Source organism: Vibrio sp. SCSIO 43097, from assembly GCF_023650755.1.
GTDB lineage: Bacteria > Pseudomonadota > Gammaproteobacteria > Enterobacterales > Vibrionaceae > Vibrio > Vibrio alginolyticus.
The window spans coordinates 1,609,726-1,633,042 of sequence record NZ_CP071840.1; the positions used below are offsets into that span (position 1 = coordinate 1,609,726).

Annotated in this window: 1 protein-coding gene; it reads left to right on the forward strand. The window is 49.1% G+C overall.

Annotation, left to right across the window (positions count from 1 at the left end; genetic code table 11):
* Positions 1-162 precede the first annotated feature (162 nt).
* A complete protein-coding gene (locus tag J4N40_RS08365; RefSeq protein WP_250654463.1) occupies positions 163-23,277 on the forward strand; it encodes a tandem-95 repeat protein in 23,115 nt (7,704 codons plus the stop codon).
* Positions 23,278-23,317 lie beyond the last annotated feature (40 nt).

Sequence of the window (23,317 nt, forward strand, 5' to 3'; positions counted from 1 at the left end):
AATAAAATAAAACACTTATGCGTCTGGATTCTTATTGATGTATGACACATAATTACTTCATTGAGCATCAAATTGCTGTTATTGCACTATATATTCGGGCAATATATAGCAAATTAGTATTATTAGTCAAAAACTTGACAGTTATTTAGGGTTAAGGTTTATATGGATCGTACAGCATTAGTGCCACTCGGTAATCAAGTCGTCGTAATAGGTTTGGATGGGCAGCTGAGAGTCCTTGCAGAAGGACAGCAGCCTCTACCAGGTGAAGTGATAGTGGCAATGACAGATGCTGCGCCTCAAGACCTGAAAATTCAGCTTGCTCAAGAGCAAGGTTTAAAAGATATTTCAGAGGATGTAGCACAGATTATTAGTGCTATTGAGCAAGGTCAAGACCCTTCTGCTATTGATGAAGAACTCGCACCTGCAGCGGGTGAAAATAGTGGCTCCAGTTTGCAAAATAGTGCCACGATTGTACGAGATGGTACTGAAGTGCTAGCCTCAACAAACTTTGAAACTATTGGCCTAGAATCCCTCGGCTTATCTGAAACACAAGCGTTGACCTTAAATGACTTCTTCACAACAGGTATCGAGACAAGTGGGGATGGCTCAAGTAAGCCACTTACTAATTCTCCAGTGACATTAAGCGCTGTTGAGGAAGATAGCGATCCAATCACGATAACTACTGAAGAATTACTATCTAATGTCAATATTGATGATGCCGATACTCTTGTCATTACAAACGTCACTATTGAGAGTGGGAATGGCACCTTAATTGATAACAGCGATGGATCTTGGACTTACATTCCAGAGGCTGATGATGACACTGAAGTGTCATTCTCCTATGACATTATTGATAACGATGGCGGTGTTATTAATGGCACTGCTAACTTAGATATTACGCCTGTTAATGACGCGCCAATAGCAACTAATGATGCGATTCAAACTGACGAGGATTCCCAGGTTGTAATTGATGTGCTCGCTAACGACAGTGATATTGAAGGTGATGATTTAATCATTACCTCTGCTTCTGTACCAGAAGAGCAAGGTATCGTTGAGATTATCGATGGTAAGCTTGTTTTCACTCCGGCTGAAAATTTCAACGGTAATGCAACGATTAGCTACACCATCTCAGATGGTGAGTTAGAGGATGAAGCCCAAGTTTCGGTAACAGTAAACTCAGTTAACGATGCGCCTATTGCCTCTAATGATACAACAATTACAGAGGAAGATAGTTCAGTAACGGTTGATGTCCTGCCAAACGACACCGACATTGATGGCGATACGCTGTCGATTGAATCAGCGTCTGTACCTGAAGCGCAAGGCACAGTCGAGATTGTTGATGGCAAGTTGGTCTTCACACCGGCTGAGAACTTCCATGGTGACGCCGAAATCACTTACACCGTGACCGATGGTTCGCTGACCGACCAAGCGACGGTCAACGTCACCGTGAATGCGGTGAACGACACGCCTGTGGTTGAAAGCAACATTGCAGACCAAACCTTGGCGGAAGATTTTACGCCATACACCATCAATCTGAATACCGCTTTCAGCGATGTGGATAACGTAGATGGCGAGCTGAGCTTCAGTGTCTCTGGCAACAGCAACGTGTTGGTGTCGATTGAAAATGGCATCGCGACCATTAGCCCAACGGCAGACTGGAACGGCTCAGAAATCCTAACCTTTACGGCTACCGATCCAAGCGGCGAAAGCGTTAGCCAAACGGTGAACTTCACAGTGGCGCCTGTGGCGGACATCGTGGCAGATAAAGCAACGGTCATGGAAGACACGCCAACCATCATCAAGGTCTTAGATAACGATACGTTTGAAGGCGACGATAAAGTGGTGTCGCTGGATACCAATAACGGTCCAGCGAACGGCACGGTCTCGGTCAACCCAGATGGCAGCGTAACCTACACGCCAAACGACAACTACCACGGTACAGACAGCTTTACCTACATCGTTACGTCTGGGGGCGTCAGTGAATCCACCACGGTGAACGTCGATGTCACACCAGTGAACGACGCGCCAGTGGCGACCAATGACAATGCCGTTACTGACGAAGACACGCCAGTGACGATTGATGCTCTGCCAAACGATACTGACATCGATGGTGATACGTTAAGCATTGATTCGGCGTCTGTGCCGAGTGACCAAGGTACAGTTGAAATTGTTGACGGCAAGTTGGTGTTCACACCGGCTGAGAACTTCCATGGTGACGCTGAAATCACTTACACCGTGACCGATGGTTCACTGACTGACCAAGCCACGGTCAACGTCACCGTGAATGCGGTGAACGACACGCCTGTGGTTGAAAGCAACATTGCAGACCAAACCTTGACGGAAGATTTTACGCCATACACCATCGATCTAAATACCGCTTTCAGCGACGTGGATAACGTTGATGGTGAGTTAACGTTTAGCGTCTCTGGCAACAGCAACGTGTTGGTTTCGATTGAAAATGGCATCGCGACCATTAGCCCAACGGCAGACTGGAACGGCTCAGAAGCGCTGACCTTTACGGCCACCGATCCAAGCGGCGAAAGCGTTAGCCAAACGGTGAACTTCACGGTTACCCCTGTGGCGGACATCGTGGCAGATAAAGCGACGGTTGTGGAAGACACGCCAACCATCATTAAGGTTTTAGGTAACGACACGTTCGAAGGCGACGACAAAGTGGTGTCGCTGGATAGCAATAACGGCCCAGCCAACGGCACGGTCTCGGTCAACCCGGACGGCAGTGTCACTTACACGCCAAACGACAACTACCACGGTACAGACAGCTTCACGTACATCGTCACGTCGGTTGGGGTATCGGAGTCCACCACGGTGAACGTCGATGTCACGCCAGTCAACGATGCGCCAGTGGCAAAAGATGATACCGCTGTTACTGATGAAGACACGCCAGTGACGATTGATGTCCTGCCAAACGACACCGATATTGATGGCGATAAGCTGTCGATTGACTCGGCATCTGTGCCGAGTGAGCAAGGCACAGTCGAGATTGTTGATGGCAAACTGGTGTTCACACCGGCTGAGGACTTCCATGGTGATGCTGAAATCACTTACACCGTGACCGATGGTTCGCTGACTGACCAAGCGACGGTCAACGTCACCGTGAATGCGGTGAACGACACGCCTGTGGTTGAAAGCAACATTGCAGACCAAACCTTGACGGAAGATTTTACGCCATACACCATCGATCTAAATACCGCTTTCAGCGACGTGGATAACGTTGATGGTGAGTTAACGTTTAGCGTCTCTGGCAACAGCAACGTGTTGGTTTCGATTGAAAATGGCATCGCGACCATTAGCCCAACGGCAGACTGGAACGGCTCAGAAGCGCTGACCTTTACGGCCACCGATCCAAGCGGCGAAAGCGTTAGCCAAACGGTGAACTTCACGGTTACCCCTGTGGCGGACATCGTGGCAGATAAAGCGACGGTTGTGGAAGACACGCCAACCATCATTAAGGTTTTAGGTAACGACACGTTCGAAGGCGACGACAAAGTGGTGTCGCTGGATAGCAATAACGGCCCAGCCAACGGCACGGTCTCGGTCAACCCGGACGGCAGTGTCACTTACACGCCAAACGACAACTACCACGGTACAGACAGCTTCACGTACATCGTCACGTCGGGTGGGGTATCGGAGTCCACCACGGTGAACGTCGATGTCACGCCAGTCAACGATGCGCCAGTGGCAAAAGATGATACCGCTGTTACTGATGAAGACACGCCAGTGACGATTGATGTCCTGCCAAACGACACCGATATTGATGGCGATAAGCTGTCGATTGACTCGGCATCTGTGCCGAGTGAGCAAGGCACAGTCGAGATTGTTGATGGCAAACTGGTGTTCACACCGGCTGAGGACTTCCATGGTGATGCTGAAATCACTTACACCGTGACCGATGGTTCGCTGACTGACCAAGCGACGGTCAACGTCACCGTGAATGCGGTGAACGACACGCCTGTGGTTGAAAGCAACATTGCAGACCAAACCTTGACGGAAGATTTTACGCCATACACCATCGATCTAAATACCGCTTTCAGCGACGTGGATAACGTTGATGGTGAGTTAACGTTTAGCGTCTCTGGCAACAGCAACGTGTTGGTTTCGATTGAAAATGGCATCGCGACCATTAGCCCAACGGCAGACTGGAACGGCTCAGAAGCGCTGACCTTTACGGCCACCGATCCAAGCGGCGAAAGCGTTAGCCAAACGGTGAACTTCACGGTTACCCCTGTGGCGGACATCGTGGCAGATAAAGCGACGGTTGTGGAAGACACGCCAACCATCATTAAGGTTTTAGGTAACGACACGTTCGAAGGCGACGACAAAGTGGTGTCGCTGGATAGCAATAACGGCCCAGCCAACGGCACGGTCTCGGTCAACCCGGACGGCAGTGTCACTTACACGCCAAACGACAACTACCACGGTACAGACAGCTTCACGTACATCGTCACGTCGGTTGGGGTATCGGAGTCCACCACGGTGAACGTCGATGTCACGCCAGTCAACGATGCGCCAGTGGCAAAAGATGATACCGCTGTTACTGATGAAGACACGCCAGTGACGATTGATGTCCTGCCAAACGACACCGATATTGATGGCGATAAGCTGTCGATTGACTCGGCATCTGTGCCGAGTGAGCAAGGCACAGTCGAGATTGTTGATGGCAAACTGGTGTTCACACCGGCTGAGGACTTCCATGGTGATGCTGAAATCACTTACACCGTGACCGATGGTTCGCTGACTGACCAAGCGACGGTCAACGTCACCGTGAATGCGGTGAACGACACGCCTGTGGTTGAAAGCGGCATTGCAGACCAAACCTTGGCAGAAGACTTTACGCCATACAGCATCGATCTAAATACCGCTTTCAGCGATGTGGATAACGCCGATGGTGAGTTAACGTTTAGTGTCTCTGGCAACAGCAACATTCAAGTGGCGATCGTCAATGGCATTGCTACGTTCACTCCAACCGCAGACTGGAACGGCTCAGAAGCGCTGACCTTTACTGCCACCGATCCAAGCGGTGAAAGCGTTAGCCAAACGGTGAACTTCACGGTTACCCCTGTGGCGGACATCGTGGCAGATAAAGCGACGGTTGTGGAAGACACGCCAACCATCATTAAGGTCTTAGGTAACGACACGTTTGAAGGCGACGACAAAGTGGTGTCGCTCGATACCAACAACGGTCCAGCCAACGGCACGGTCTCGGTCAACCCGGATGGTAGCGTAACCTACACGCCAAACGACAACTACCACGGTGCAGACAGCTTTACCTACATCGTTACCTCCGGTGGGGTATCGGAGTCCACCATGGTGAACATCGATGTGACGCCAGTGAATGACGCGCCAGTGGCGACCAATGACAATGCCGTTACTGATGAAGACACGCCAGTGACGATTGATGTCCTGCCAAACGACACCGATATTGATGGCGATAAGCTGTCGATTGACTCGGCATCTGTGCCGAGTGAGCAAGGGACAGTCGAGATTGTTGACGGCAAACTGGTGTTCACACCGGCTGAGAACTTCAATGGTGACGCCGAAATCACTTACACCGTGACCGATGGTGCACTGACTGACCAAGCGACGGTCAACGTCACCGTGAATGCGGTGAACGACACGCCTGTGGTTGAAAGCAGCATTGCAGACCAAACCTTGGCAGAAGACTTTACGCCATACAGCATCGATCTAAATACCGCTTTCAGCGATGTGGATAACGCCGATGGTGAGTTAACGTTTAGTGTCTCTGGCAACAGCAACATTCAAGTGGCGATCGTCAATGGCATTGCTACGTTCACTCCAACCGCAGACTGGAACGGCTCAGAAGCGCTGACCTTTACTGCCACCGATCCAAGCGGTGAAAGCGTTAGCCAAACGGTGAACTTCACAGTTGCGCCTGTGGCGGACATCGTGGCAGATAAAGCAACGGTCGTGGAAGACACGCCGACCATCATCAAGGTCTTAGGTAACGACACGTTCGAAGGCGACGACAAAGTGGTGTCGCTGGATACCAACAATGGACCAGCTAACGGCACGGTCTCGGTCAACCCGGATGGCAGCGTGACCTACACGCCAAACGACAACTACCACGGTACAGACAGCTTCACCTACATCGTTACCTCCGGTGGGGTATCAGAGTCCACCACGGTGAACGTCGATGTGACGCCAGTGAATGACGCGCCAGTGGCAAAAGATGATACCGCTGTCACTGACGAAGACACGCCAGTGACGATTGATGTCCTACCAAACGATACTGACATCGATGGTGATACGTTAAGCATTGATTCGGCGTCTGTGCCGAGTGACCAAGGGACAGTTGAAATTGTTGACGGCAAGTTGGTGTTCACACCGGCTGAGAACTTCCATGGTGACGCTGAAATCACTTACACCGTTAGCGATGGTTCGCTGACTGACCAAGCGACGGTCAACGTCACCGTGAATGCGGTGAACGACACGCCTGTGGTTGAAAGCAACCTCGCAGACCAAACTTTGGCGGAAGATTTCACGCCATACACCATCAATCTAAATACGGCTTTCAGTGATGTGGATAACGTGGATGGCGAGTTAACGTTTAGCGTCTCTGGCAACAGCAACGTGTTGGTTTCGATTGAAAATGGCATCGCGACCATTAGCCCAACGGCAGACTGGAACGGCTCAGAAGCGCTGACCTTTACGGCCACCGATCCAAGCGGTGAAAGCGTTAGCCAAACGGTGAACTTCACAGTTGCGCCTGTGGCGGACATCGTGGCAGATAAAGCAACGGTCGTGGAAGACACGCCGACCATCATTAAGGTCTTAGGTAACGACACGTTCGAAGGCGACGATAAAGTGGTGTCGCTGGATACCAATAACGGTCCAGCAAACGGCACGGTCTCGGTCAACCCGGATGGCAGCGTCACTTACACGCCAAACGACAACTTCCACGGGGCAGACAGCTTCACCTACATCGTCACCTCCGGTGGGGTATCGGAATTCACCACGGTGAACGTCGATGTCACACCAGTCAACGATGCACCAGTGGCGACCAATGACAATGCCGTTACTGACGAAGACACGCCAGTGACGATTGATGTCCTGCCAAACGACACCGACATCGACGGCGATAAGTTGTCTATCCAATCAGCGTCCGTGCCGAGTGACCAAGGGACAGTTGAGATTGTTGATGGTAAATTGGTCTTCACTCCAGCTGAGAACTTCAATGGCGACGCTGCAATCACTTACACCATCACCGATGGTTCGCTGACTGACCAAGCGACGGTCAACGTCACCGTGAATGCGGTGAACGACGCGCCTGTGGTTGAAAGCAGCATTGCAGACCAAGCCTTGGCGGAAGACTTTACGCCATACAGCATCGATCTAAATACCGCTTTCAGCGATGTGGATAACGTGGATGGCGATCTGAGCTTCAGCGTTTCTGGTAATAGCAACATTCAAGTGGCGATCGTCAATGGGATTGCTACGTTCACTCCAACGGCAGACTGGAACGGCTCAGAAGCGCTGACGTTTACGGCTACCGATCCAAGCGGTGAAAGCGTCAGCCAAACGGTGAACTTCACAGTTGCGCCTGTGGCGGACATCGTGGCAGACAACGCGACGGTTGTGGAAGACACGCCAACCATCATCAAGGTTTTAGGTAACGACACGTTCGAAGGCGACGACAAAGTGGTGTCGCTGGATAGCAATAACGGTCCAGCCAACGGCACGGTCTCGGTCAACCCGGACGGCAGCGTCACTTACACGCCAAACGACAACTTCCACGGTACAGACAGCTTCACGTACATCGTTACCTCCGGTGGGGTATCGGAATTCACCACGGTGAACGTCGATGTGACGCCAGTGAATGACGCGCCAGTGGCGACCAATGACAATGCCGTTACTGACGAAGACACGCCAGTGACGATTGATGTCCTACCAAACGACACCGATATTGATGGCGATAAGTTGTCTATCCAATCGGCGTCTGTACCTGAAGCGCAAGGCACAGTTGAGATTGTTGATGGAAAATTGGTCTTTACACCGGCCGAGAACTTCCATGGTGACGCCGAAATCACTTACACCGTGACCGATGGTGCACTGACCGACCAAGCGACGGTCAACGTCACCGTGAATGCGGTGAACGACACGCCTGTGGTTGAAAGTAGCATTGCAGACCAAACCTTGGCGGAAGACTTTACGCCATACACCATCAATCTAAATACGGCCTTCAGTGATGTGGATAACGTGGATGGTGAGTTAACGTTTAGCGTCTCTGGCAACAGCAACATTCAAGTGGCGATCGTCAATGGGATTGCTACGTTCACTCCAACGGCAGACTGGAACGGCTCAGAAGCGCTGACGTTTACGGCTACCGATCCAAGCGGCGAGAGCGTTAGCCAAACGGTGAACTTCACAGTAGCGCCAGTGGCAGATATTGAATCTGACCGCGCGACGGTTGTGGAAGACACACCAACCATCATCAAGGTTTTAGGTAACGACACGTTCGAAGGCGACGACAAAGTGGTGTCGCTCGATAGCAATAACGGTCCAGCCAACGGCACGGTCTCGGTCAACCCGGATGGCAGCGTCACTTACACGCCAAACGACAACTTCCACGGGGCAGACAGCTTCACCTACATCGTCACCTCCGGTGGGGTATCGGAGTTCACCACGGTGAACGTCGATGTCACACCAGTCAACGATGCACCAGTGGCGACCAATGACAATGCCGTTACTGACGAAGACACGCCAGTGACGATTGATGTCCTGCCAAACGACACTGATATTGATGGTGATACGCTGTCGATTGAATCGGCGTCTGTACCTGAAGCACAAGGTAAAGTCGAAATTGTTGATGGCAAATTGGTGTTCACACCAGCTGAGAACTTCCATGGCGATGCTGAAATCACTTACACCGTTACCGATGGTTCACTGACTGACCAAGCGACGGTCAACGTCACCGTGAATGCGGTGAACGACACGCCTGTGGTTGAAAGTAGCATTGCAGACCAAACCTTGGCGGAAGATTTCACCCCATACAGCATCGATCTGAATACCGCTTTCAGCGATGTAGATAACGTCGATGGCGATCTGACCTTCAGCGTCTCTGGTAACAGCAACATTCAAGTGGCGATCGTCAACGGTATTGCTACGTTCACTCCAACCGCAGACTGGAACGGCTCAGAGAGCCTAACCTTTACGGCCACCGATCCAAGCGGCGAGAGCGTTAGCCAAACGGTGAACTTCATAGTAGCGCCAGTGGCGGATATCGTGGCAGACAACGCGACAGTTGTGGAAGACACGCCAACCATCATTAAGGTTTTAGGTAACGACACGTTCGAAGGCGACGATAAAGTGGTGTCGCTGGATACCAATAACGGTCCAGCCAACGGCACGGTCTCGGTCAACCCGGACGGCAGCGTCACTTATACACCAAACGACAACTTCCACGGGACAGACAGCTTCACTTATATCGTTACATCGGGCGGAGTATCGGAATTCACCACGGTGAACGTCGATGTGACGCCAGTGAATGACGCGCCAGTGGCAAAAGATGATACCGCTGTCACTGACGAAGACACGCCAGTGACGATTGATGTCCTACCAAACGATACTGACATCGATGGTGATACGTTAAGCATTGATTCGGCGTCTGTGCCGAGTGACCAAGGTACAGTTGAAATTGTTGACGGCAAGTTGGTGTTCACACCGGCCGAGAACTTCCATGGTGATGCTGAAATCACTTACACCATCACCGATGGTGCACTGACTGACCAAGCGACGGTCAACGTCACCGTGAATGCGGTGAACGACACGCCCGTGGTTGAGAGCAACATTGCAGACCAAACCTTGGCAGAAGACTTTACGCCATACACCATCAATCTAAATACCGCTTTCAGCGATGTAGATAACGTGGATGGCGAGCTGAGCTTCAGCGTTTCTGGCAACAACAACGTGTTGGTGTCGATTGAAAATGGCATTGCGACCATTAGCCCAACTGCGGACTGGAACGGCTCTGAAGCGTTGACCTTTACGGCGACCGATCCAAGCGGCGAAAGCGTTAGCCAAACGGTGAACTTCACAGTAGCGCCTGTGGCGGACATCGTGGCAGACAACGCGACGGTTGTGGAAGACACGCCAACCATCATCAAGGTCTTAGATAACGACACGTTCGAAGGCGACGACAAAGTGGTGTCGCTGGATACCAATAACGGTCCAGCCAACGGCACGGTCTCTGTCAACCCGGACGGCAGCGTCACTTACACGCCGAACGACAACTACCACGGTACAGACAGCTTCACGTACATCGTTACGTCGGGTGGGGTCAGTGAGTCCACCACGGTGAACGTCGATGTCACACCAGTGAATGATGCGCCAGTGGCAAAAGATGATACCGCTGTTACTGACGAAGACACGCCAGTGACAATTGATGTTCTGCCAAACGACACCGACATTGATGGCGATACGTTAAGCATTGATTCGGCGTCTGTGCCGAGTGACCAAGGTAAAGTCGAAATTATTGATGGAAAACTGGTCTTCACACCGGCTGAGAACTTCCATGGCGATGCTGAAATCACTTACACCGTGACCGATGGTGCACTGACTGACCAAGCGACGGTCAATGTCACCGTAAATGCCGTAAACGACACGCCTGTGGTTGAAAGCAGCATTGCAGACCAAACCTTGGCGGAAGACTTTACGCCATACACCATCAATCTAAATACCGCTTTCAGCGATGTAGATAACGTGGATGGCGAGCTGAGCTTCAGCGTTTCTGGCAACAACAACGTGTTGGTGTCGATTGAAAATGGCATTGCGACCATTAGCCCAACTGCGGACTGGAACGGCTCTGAAGCGTTGACCTTTACGGCGACCGATCCAAGCGGCGAAAGCGTTAGCCAAACGGTGAACTTCACAGTAGCGCCTGTGGCGGACATCGTGGCAGACAACGCGACGGTTGTGGAAGACACGCCAACCATCATCAAGGTCTTAGATAACGACACGTTCGAAGGCGACGACAAAGTGGTGTCGCTGGATACCAATAACGGTCCAGCCAACGGCACGGTCTCTGTCAACCCGGACGGCAGCGTCACTTACACGCCGAACGACAACTACCACGGTACAGACAGCTTCACGTACATCGTTACGTCGGGTGGGGTCAGTGAGTCCACCACGGTGAACGTCGATGTCACACCAGTGAATGATGCGCCAGTGGCAAAAGATGATACCGCTGTTACTGACGAAGACACGCCAGTGACAATTGATGTTCTGCCAAACGACACCGACATTGATGGCGATACGTTAAGCATTGATTCGGCGTCTGTGCCGAGTGACCAAGGTAAAGTCGAAATTATTGATGGAAAACTGGTCTTCACACCGGCTGAGAACTTCCATGGCGATGCTGAAATCACTTACACCGTGACCGATGGTGCACTGACTGACCAAGCGACGGTCAATGTCACCGTAAATGCCGTAAACGACACGCCTGTGGTTGAAAGCAGCATTGCAGACCAAACCTTGGCGGAAGACTTTACGCCATACAGCATCGATCTGAATACCGCTTTCAGCGATGTGGATAACGTGGATGGCGAGTTAACGTTTAGCGTCTCTGGTAATAGCAACATTCAAGTGGCGATCGTCAATGGTATTGCTACGTTCACTCCAACCGCAGACTGGAACGGCTCAGAAGCGTTGACGTTTACGGCCACCGATCCAAGCGGCGAAAGCGTTAGCCAAACGGTGAACTTTACGGTTACCCCTGTAGCGGACATCGTGGCAGACAACGCGACAGTTGTGGAAGACACGCCAACCATCATTAAGGTCTTAGGTAACGATACGTTTGAAGGCGACGACAAAGTGGTGTCGCTGGATACCAACAACGGCCCAGCCAACGGCACGGTCTCGGTCAACCCGGATGGCAGCGTGACCTACACGCCGAACGATAACTACCATGGTACAGACAGCTTCACGTACATCGTCACGTCGGGTGGGGTCAGTGAGTCCACCACGGTGAACGTCGATGTCACACCAGTGAATGATGCGCCAGTGGCGACCAATGACACGGCGATTACTGATGAAGACACGCCAGTGACGATTGATGTCTTGCCAAACGATACTGACATCGATGGTGATACGTTAAGCATTGATTCGGCGTCTGTGCCGAGTGAGCAAGGGACAGTCGAGATTGTTGACGGCAAATTGGTCTTCACACCAGCTGAGAACTTCAATGGTGATGCCGAAATCACTTACACCGTCACCGATGGTTCACTGACCGACCAAGCGACGGTCAACGTCACCGTAAATGCGGTGAACGACGCGCCTGTGGTTGAAAGCAGCATTGCAGACCAAACCTTGGCAGAAGACTTTACGCCATACAGCATCGATCTGAATACCGCTTTCAGCGATGTAGATAACGTGGATGGCGAGTTAACGTTTAGCGTCTCTGGTAATAGCAACATTCAAGTGGCGATCGTCAATGGTATTGCTACGTTCACTCCAACGGCAGACTGGAACGGCTCAGAAGCGCTGACGTTTACGGCGACCGATCCAAGCGGCGAAAGCGTTAGCCAAACGGTGAACTTCACAGTAGCGCCTGTGGCGGACATCGTGGCAGACAACGCGACGGTTGTGGAAGACACGCCAACCATCATCAAGGTCTTAGATAACGACACGTTCGAAGGCGACGACAAAGTGGTGTCGCTGGATACCAATAACGGTCCAGCCAACGGCACGGTCTCTGTCAACCCGGACGGCAGCGTCACTTACACGCCGAACGACAACTACCACGGTACAGACAGCTTCACGTACATCGTTACGTCGGGTGGGGTCAGTGAGTCCACCACGGTGAACGTCGATGTCACACCAGTGAATGATGCGCCAGTGGCAAACGATGATACCGCTGTTACTGACGAAGATACACCAGTGACGATTGATGTTCTGCCAAACGATACTGACATCGATGGTGATACGTTAAGCATTGATTCGGCGTCTGTGCCGAGTGAGCAAGGGACAGTCGAGATTGTTGATGGTAAGTTGGTGTTCACACCGGCTGAGAACTTCCATGGTGACGCCGAAATCACTTACACCATCACCGATGGTGCACTGACTGACCAAGCGACGGTCAATGTCACCGTAAATGCCGTAAACGACACGCCTGTGGTTGAAAGCAGCATTGCAGACCAAACCTTGGCGGAAGATTTCACCCCATACAGCATCGATCTAAATACTGCTTTCAGCGATGTAGATAACGTGGATGGCGATCTGACCTTCAGTGTCTCCGGCAACAGCAACATTCAAGTGGCGATCGTCAATGGCATTGCTACGTTCACTCCAACCGCAGACTGGAACGGCTCAGAAACCCTAACCTTTACCGCCACCGATCCAAGCAGCGAAAGCGTTAGCCAAACGGTGAACTTCACAGTTGCGCCTGTGGCAGATATTGAATCTGACCGCGCGACGGTTGTGGAAGACACACCAACCATCATTAAGGTTTTAGGTAACGACACGTTCGAAGGCGACGACAAAGTGGTTTCGCTGGATACCAATCACGGTCCAGCCAACGGCACGGTCTCGGTCAACCTGGACGGCAGCGTCACTTACACGCCAAACGACAACTACCACGGTACAGACAGCTTCACGTACATCGTTACCTCCGGTGGGGTATCGGAATTCACCACGGTGAACGTCGATGTCACGCCAGTCAACGATGCGCCAGTGGCAAAAGATGATACCGCTGTCACTGGCGAAGACACGCCAGTGACGATTGATGTCCTACCAAACGATACTGACATCGATGGTGATACGTTAAGCATTGATTCGGCGTCTGTGCCGAGTGACCAAGGTACAGTTGAAATTGTTGACGGCAAGTTGGTGTTCACACCGGCTGAGAACTTCCATGGTGACGCTGAAATCACTTACACCGTTAGCGATGGTGCACTGACTGACCAAGCGACGGTCAACGTCACCGTGAATGCGGTGAACGACACGCCTGTGGTTGAAAGTAGCATTGCAGACCAAACCTTGGCGGAAGATTTCACCCCATACAGCATCAATCTGAATACCGCTTTCAGCGATGTGGATAACGTGGATGGCGAGTTAACGTTTAGCGTCTCTGGCAACAGCAACATTCAAGTGGCGATCGTCAATGGGATTGCTACGTTCACTCCAACGGCAGACTGGAACGGCTCAGAAGCGCTGACGTTTACGGCTACCGATCCAAGCGGTGAAAGCGTCAGCCAAACGGTGAACTTCACAGTAGCGCCAGTGGCGGATATCGTGGCAGATAAAGCGACGGTTGTGGAAGATACGCCAACCATCATTAAGGTCTTAGATAACGACACGTTCGAAGGCGACGACAAAGTGGTGTCGCTCGATACCAATAACGGTCCAGCTAACGGCACGGTCTCGGTCAACCCGGATGGCAGCGTCACTTACACGCCAAACGACAACTTCCACGGCACAGACAGCTTCACCTACATCGTTACGTCAGGTGGGGTGTCAGAGTCCACCACGGTGAACGTCGATGTGACGCCAGTGAACGATGCGCCAGTGGCGACCAATGACAATGCCGTTACTGACGAAGACACGCCAGTGACGATTGATGTCCTGCCAAACGACACCGATATTGATGGCGATAAGTTGTCTATCCAATCGGCGTCTGTACCTGAAGCGCAAGGCACAGTTGAGATTGTTGATGGCAAACTGGTCTTCACACCGGCTGAGAACTTCCATGGTGACGCTGAAATTACTTACACCGTGACCGATGGTGCACTGACTGACCAAGCAACGGTCAACGTCACCGTGAATGCGGTGAACGACACGCCTGTGGTTGAAAGCAACATTGCAGACCAAACCTTGGCGGAAGATTTTACGCCATACAGCATCAATCTGAATACCGCTTTCAGCGATGTGGATAACGTGGATGGCGAGTTAACGTTTAGCATCTCTGGCAACAGCAACATTCAAGTGGCGATCGTCAATGGGATTGCTACGTTCACTCCAACGGCAGACTGGAACGGCTCAGAAGCGCTGACGTTTACGGCTACCGATCCAAGCGGTGAAAGCGTCAGCCAAACGGTGAACTTCACAGTAGCGCCAGTGGCGGATATCGTGGCAGATAAAGCGACGGTTGTGGAAGATACGCCAACCATCATTAAGGTCTTAGATAACGACACGTTCGAAGGCGACGACAAAGTGGTGTCGCTGGATACCAATAACGGTCCAGCTAACGGCACGGTCTCGGTCAACCCGGATGGCAGCGTCACTTACACGCCAAACGACAACTTCCACGGCACAGACAGCTTCACCTACATCGTTACGTCAGGTGGGGTGTCAGAGTCCACCACGGTGAACGTCGATGTGACGCCAGTGAACGATGCGCCAGTGGCGACCAATGACAATGCCGTTACTGACGAAGACACGCCAGTGACGATTGATGTCCTGCCAAACGACACCGATATTGATGGCGATAAGTTGTCTATCCAATCGGCGTCTGTACCTGAAGCGCAAGGCACAGTTGAGATTGTTGATGGAAAATTGGTCTTTACACCGGCCGAGAACTTCAATGGTGACGCCGAAATCACTTACACCATCACTGATGGTTCGCTGACTGACCAAGCGAAAGTAGCTGTTACCGTTAACCCAGTAAACGATGCGCCAACGATCAAGGTCGATGCTGTAGAAAGTATCACTGAAGATGCAGTGAATACCGATACGGTAGTGGCAACGTTGGAAGTCGCTGATATCGACACGCCAGAAGAGCAATTAACCGTTTCTTTAGAAAACAACTCAAACGGCTACTTTGCGCTAGTTGGCGATGAAGTCAAACTGACTCAAGCGGGTGTTGACGCGGTTAACAACGACGAACTCAACCTTAAAGACCTAACGATCAGCGCATCAGTATCGGATGGTGTTAATCCAACGGTTAGCGACAGTGATAGTTTGATTGTGAATCGCGTTAACGATGCACCAACAGTCGACAATGTGATTTCAGATCAAGTGTTAGCAGAAGATTTTACGAGCTACACGATTGATTTAAACGACGCATTTAAAGACAGCGACTCCGCACTGAACTTCTCAGTGTCCGGCAACAGCAACGTGTTGGTGTCGATTGAAAATGGCATCGCGACCATTAGCCCAACTGCGGACTGGAACGGCTCAGAAACCCTAACCTTTACCGCCACCGATCCAAGCGGTGAAAGCGTTAGCCAAACGGTGAACTTCACAGTGGCGCCTGTGGCAGATATTGAATCTGACCGCGCGACGGTTGTGGAAGACACACCAACCATCATCAAGGTTTTAGGTAACGACACGTTCGAAGGCGACGACAAAGTGGTGTCGCTGGATACCAATAACGGTCCAGCTAACGGCACGGTCTCGGTCAACCCGGACGGCAGCGTCACTTACACGCCAAACGACAACTTCCACGGGGCAGACAGCTTCACCTACATCGTCACCTCCGGTGGTGTCAGTGAATCCACCATTGTTAACGTCGATGTCACGCCAGTCAATGACAAGCCTGACAGTGAGGACTTTACGCATGTGACTGACAAGCCTGTGACGCAAGTTGTATTTGATACTGATACGAAACCTTTAGGTGATGGCGACTCTCAAGATCATATCGCGGATGTTGAAGACGACTTAAAAGGCAACGATCTACATGTCCGAATTACTGAACTGCCAACCTCAGGTACGTTGTTCTTTAAAGATAGTGATGGTGAGTTGCACGAAATTAAAGAAGTAAGCGATACGCTTTATGACAAAGACAGCCTTTACTATGAAGCTGATAATGTGGGTTTCTTATTAGGTATCAAGGATCGCCCAGATACACTAAATAGTTCCGAGTCTACAACAGATTTCAATAATTGGGGGCTAAGTGAGGACGGAGGTCCATCACACTCCCGTACTGAGCATTTAGCAAATGGAGCTTCTATCACCATTTCTTCTGATAGCGGTGAGCTTGCGCAGTACAACCGCCAGGTGTCACACATCGGCAATGGTATCGCTGACAATGATGGGCAGGGTATTGAGAAAGGTGAAACGATTACGATCGATTTGTCTAATAATCCTGTGGGCAGCGTAAACCTTGGCTTAGATGGATTAGGTGGATTGTTTGATTACGGTGATGACAACGCAGCACTTATTACGGTTACATACTTAGATTCAAATAATGTCCAACAGACTCAAACGTTCGAGTTTTTGAAGCCTGAAGGCAACTTCATGCTATTCCAAGAAACAAGCGTTGGTTATGGGAAAGATCTAGCTCTTCCTGAAGGTTCGGTCATTACTCAGTTAGATTTTTCTACGAAAAATGAAGGGAACTGGGAGTTACGTTATGTAGAAGGTGTACCTGCCGAAGACAGCTTTGGATATGTGGCAGTCGACTCTGAAAATGGCGTTAGCGATCCATCTACAGTCAATATCGTTAATGAAATGCTAGATGGTAATATTGCTGAAAATGGGCCAAGCCTGTCTGTGGTCGGTGATAGCGTGACTGAGGGTGACAATGTCACGTTCTCGGTTGTTCTAAATGAAACCACTAGCACTGCCGTTAAGTACCAAGTTGATATGCTTGCTCAAGGTTCTTCAGTTGATAAGAATGACGTAAATCTATCAAATGCAACCTATACAAATGGTGTTGTTTTCTTAGGTGGTTACTTGATTGTTCCTGCAGGTATAAGTAGCTTCGAAATATCGATTCCGACTATTGATGACTTGGTTGTGGAAAGCAGCGAAACGATCGTTCTTGAGATCGGCGGTGAAACGGGGACGGCAACAGTTCTTGATAATGACAGTACAAAACTTAGCGTAGTAGATGCCGGCGATGTCATTGAAGGAACTGACGCAATATTTACCGTTTTACTCTCTAACCCTGTTCAAGAGGCCGTTGTCGTCAATCTGAAGTCAACAACAAATGATAGCTATACTGCGGAAGATGTTGATCTAGGCACTATGGTAGTGACCTATGTGGATACTCATGGTCAAACTCAAACATTAGATATAGCGCCTAATGGAGACGTTACTATACCTCCAGGTGTCGCTGAAATTAAAGTCGCAGTCCCGACCAAACTAGATAATGTCCATGAAGGTGATGAGAGCTTTGGTCTTACGGTTACGGAAATCGGTAGTGTCACCAGTAATGGTATTGCAACTGGTAACGCAAATATTGTGGATTCTGATCCTGCACCTTTAGTTAGTATTAGTGCCGATCAAAATAGCGTAAATGAAGGTGAAACGGCAGGCTTTACGCTGACACTTGATAAAGTTGCAGATGAGAGTGTTACGGTTCATGTCGAATATAGTGGCGTGGCCCAAGATGGAAAAGATTTTGTTGGCGTTCTGAGTGTTGAAGTTCCTGCGGGTCAATCTTCAGCTGCTCTTGACTTACTGACGGTCACCGATGGTATTTATGAGGGCGCAGAATCTTTCACAGTAACCATTAAAGAGGTTGATGGCGCTGATGCGAGCATTGCTTCAAATAACAGCGCAAGTGTTGTGATCGTTGATGCCCAAAGTGCACCGAAAGTGACTATTAGCTCAGATCAATCCTCAGTTGATGAAGGTAGTGATGCAAAATTTATCGTCAACATTGACCAAAAAGCAGATGAAGATGTACTGGTAACATTCACAATCGGAGGGAATGTTGATGACAAAGATTATATTGCTCCAAGTACGTACACAGTCACGATTCCAGCGGGTAAAACGTTGGCGCCGATTGATATAAAAACTCTCGATGATGGTATTTACGAAGATCTTGAAAACCTAACCGTGACTCTAATTGATACGGTTGGTGCAGATTCGACGCTTGCAAGTGACTCGAATGAAGCAACAGTCTCTATTATAGATGCTCAGCACGCTCCAGAGTTTATTTCTGGCGGCGATAGTGCTGGTGACAAACCAAATGATGATGTTTACGACTTCGGGTCAGTTAACGAAAACACGGTGATTGGGGCCGTTATCGGCACGGTCGTTGCTGAAGATCACGATAATGACGTGCTTGTATACCGTTTTGCAGATGGCTCGAGCACTAATGGTATTTTTGATATCGACCCGACAAGTGGAGAGATTTCATTGAACAAGACAATCGATGATGTTGACTTGGGCGATTATACGCTTCAGGTTGAGGTTATCGATGGAACTGGCGGGATTGATACTGCCGAGGTAAATGTTTCTCTGGTAAATGTGAATGATGCTCCTGAATCTTCGCCTTCAGTGGTTGAGATGAATGAAGATACTCAAGTGATGCTTGATTGGTCATCATTCGGTATTAGCGATGTGGACTCTGATGTATCAGATCTATCCGTCCAAATTACAACGCTTCCTAGCGATGGCTCATTAGAGTACAGAGATTCGCAAGGCGATTGGCAGTCTGTACAAATCGATCAAGTCCTCGATAAATCGCTTTTTGAGGAAAACGGTGTTCGTTTTGTACCTGAATTAAATGAATCAGGCAGTGACAGCTTCGGCGGAAATCAAGTCGGAGATCAGGAATCTAGTTACGCTCAAATTGGTTTTAAACCGACAGATGGGCAGAGCTCTGGTCAAGAGTCGACACTGACAATAGACGTGAACCCTGTAGCTGACAAACCGAACTTAATTGCAGTGACGCCATTAAACTCATTGCCTCAACAAGAGTTTAACGTTACGACATGGAGTAATGTTCAAGTTGGTTCTAGTGATGGTATGGGGGTCAATGGAGAGACTCTAATCTCAGCGATCAACGCTCTTAATGAAGCCGATGGTACTCGATTGAGTTGGGCAAATGTGGAAGATTTAGGGACTCATGCAACCTTGGCAAATGAGGCCGTTCTAGTCACATCTCTTGTTTATCTCGAAGCTGGCTCGAGTTACGACTTTGTCGGTCAAGCCGATGATAGCCTTGCAATCAAGTTGGGTGGTACGTTACTTGATCAAGCTCGTTGGGGGAGCGACAGTGGTGATATTAAGGGAGCTAGCTTTACCCCTTCGGTATCTGGCTTTTATCCAATTGAAATTTATCACCATAACCAAAGTGGTCCGGGTAACTTTAATGTGGATGTATCCATTAATGGACAAGCGCCTGTCAACCTGAGCAATAGTAGTCTTTACGTAGTTAGTGATGAAAGTGCACTAGAAGCAACTGATATCAGAACGTCTGAACTACAAGAAGTTAATGGTGTTGCGTTTTACGAAACATACCAGCTGAACGAAGGGTTACAAGATACAGCGATACCGCTCTCTGAAATTAAAGCAAGCTTAAATGATACAGATGGCTCTGAATCACTTAAAGTCACGCTAACTGGCTTACCTGTAGGTGCGATCCTTTCAGATGGAAATAGTTCTATTACTGTCGCAACTATTGATGAAGAACTGGACGTGACAAGTTGGGCATTAGATGCACTTACTGTGACTCCACCTGCGGGCTCCCATGATGACTTCACTATCAATTTGACTGCAACGAGTACAGAAAGCTCGAATGGTGATTCAGCAGAATCTAACTTGGCGATCAATGTTGTAGTACATGAGAACTTACCTACGGAAACGGAAAGTGATTTGGGCGAAACCATAGAAGACAATACTCTACAAGGGAATGTATTGCTTAATGACTCTGACGGCGACAATATTCTGATGGTAGATCATCTTACTATCGATGGTGCTGATTACGAGGTAGGCGAAAGTGTTTCTTTGACTAGTGGTACGTTACTAGTAAACCGAGATGGTAGTTACATATTTGAACCTGCTGAGCATTGGTCAGGTGACGTTCCATTAATTAGCTATACCACAAATACTGGCGTAACAAATACACTTGATATCAATGTTGTTGCTATCGCAGATGCACCTACGATCACGATCAATGTTGGCGACTTAGTTAAACGAGATGCTATTGATCCAAACCATCACTTAGCTACATCGGCAATAAATAATACCAATACCGAAAATGAGGCTGTCGCAGCCAACCTTGGGTTGGATAATGCAGTACCTAAAATTAATACACACGCTGGTGTTGTGTTGGGAGTCAATACTGACTTAAGTGACACCGACAGCTTGTTTGTTGGGACAGATTTCAACGATGTATTCTATGGTGGCGGTGGCGATGACGTATTTGTTGGCGGTGGTAACAATGATACGTTTTATGGTGATGACGCGACCAGTCTTACTCTGCATGATGGTAAAGATACAGTCTACTTAACAGGGAACTTTGATGACTACAAAATGACCTTCAAAGACGATCATGGAGGTAAAGTTCCATATTGGATTTTATTAGATAGTCGTTCTATCGATTCGGTAAACGATCATACAGGTAGTGATGACCGAGGTGATCATTTATATGAAATTGAACGCGTTGTTTTTGCAGACAAAATTGTTGATTTGAAACCTGATGGCACTTATGAAGTGCTTCAAGATCGCTGGATTTCGGTCGATGTGGATGTTGATCTAGTTGATGTCGATGGAAGTGAGGATTTAGCGCAGACTGCTCTTGTACAAGATCTACCAGACGGTGTTGACGTGTATGTTGATGGGGTCGCAATTAAGCAAGATTCAAATGGAGATTACCCTGTCACTCTTGGTACAGATGGTAAGCTTTCCCTGGATATCAGAGTGCCATTCGATTATGAAGGCAGCTTAGAGTTCCCGCTAAGCGTTACTGCTACGTCTGTTGAAGGATCAAATAATGACGCAGCTTCAACAACTGAATCCGTTGAGCTTACAGCTCGTGACTATGTGTTGGAGTCGGGATCGCATGGGAATGATCAGATAACGGGTAGTGACGATCACGATATTATTGTTGGTGATGTTCAAGGATTGGAGATCATTGCAGGTCAGGACTACAACATCGCATTTGTTCTGGACACTTCAGGGAGCATGGGTAACTGGGTAGGAACTGCGAAGCAAGAAGTGCTAGATGTGTTTGATGAGCTGTTAAGTGCGGTAAATCAAGGAGAGAAGCCAGGGACAGTGAATATTCACCTTAGTGAATTTGCTTCAAGTGCATCAGCGGTGATTTCTGTTGACTTGAGTTCTCTTACAGCAAGAAAAGAGTTTGTAGAAGAGTTGAATCGTGTAATTGATGATGAGGGTTCTGGCGGCACAAACTATGAGGCGGGCTTACAGTCGGCCGTTGAATGGTTCAGCAGTCAACCTAACCCTAATGGCCAAAATATCACGTACTTTGTTACGGATGGTCAACCAAATAGAGCAACATACCTCTATGGTGTAGCACCGAGTGAATTCTCGAAAGTGATTTTGGACGTCGATAATTCTGGCAAGCTTGTTACCCTGCAAGATATTGCGAGTAAAAACAATTACTCATACGGACAAACAGTTACCTACAAAGGTGATGTCGTTATAGATAGTTACGGTAAGGTTTATTCACCGCTAACAGGAAGAATCCTTGGCGATATCGACAGATATTATGGCTCTATCCGTTATTACGATGAAGGGAATAGCTCGACACAAGCTCAACACATGTATCAAGTACTAGCGGCATTGTCCTCTATAGAAGCGATAGGTCTTGGGAGTGGCGTTGATGAACATACACTCAAGCAGTATGACACTGATGGTGTGGTAGAGTCAGATATTGATGTTACTAAGCTTGCTGAAACGATATTGGGTCAAGATGTACCTCTCAAACAAGGTTCAGACACTATTCAAGGAGGTGAAGGTAACGATATCTTGTTAGGTGACTTAATTGAGTTTGGTGGTAATGAACAAGGCTTAAGTGCGATTCAATCACATGTGGCGCAGCAAACAGGTCAGGATGTGTCTACCGTTGACGGCGAAGATATACATGAGTACGTTAGAAATAACTTGGAAGAATTCAACCAAACTCACCAAGGAGATAAATCGGATAATTTATATGGCGGCGCTGGTGATGACTTACTATTTGGTCATGGTGGCAACGACATACTCGTTGGTGGTGAAGGGGATGATATTCTGATTGGTGGTTTAGGTAGTGATACTTTAACAGGGTCAGAAGGGGCCGACATCTTTAAGTGGAGTGAAGTCACTAACGATGTTGATACTGTCACTGACTTCAATAAAAATGAAGACGCTCTAGACTTCTCAGATCTGTTTGACGACTTATCTAAAGATGAAATTGGAGAGCTTCTTAATGATCTTCAATCAGGTGATCATACTGGTGATGTCGGAGAGTATCATGTAGAAGTGGCACCAGACGGGGGATCTGAGGCAAACCTGAGTATTACAAAAGGGAGCTCGACATTGGACATCCATTTTGACGGTGCAAGTGTTGATGATGTGACTCAAAGCTTAATTGCGAGTTTAGAAGCTCAGTACAAAGACATGTAGTAGCGCTAAACTGTAGTCAAATTTAAAATCAAAAAAGGTC

Coding starts and splice junctions, on each gene's coding strand:
- J4N40_RS08365 (WP_250654463.1), top strand. CDS start 163: ATGGATCGTACAGCATTAGTGCCACTCGGTAATCAAGTCGTCGTAATA.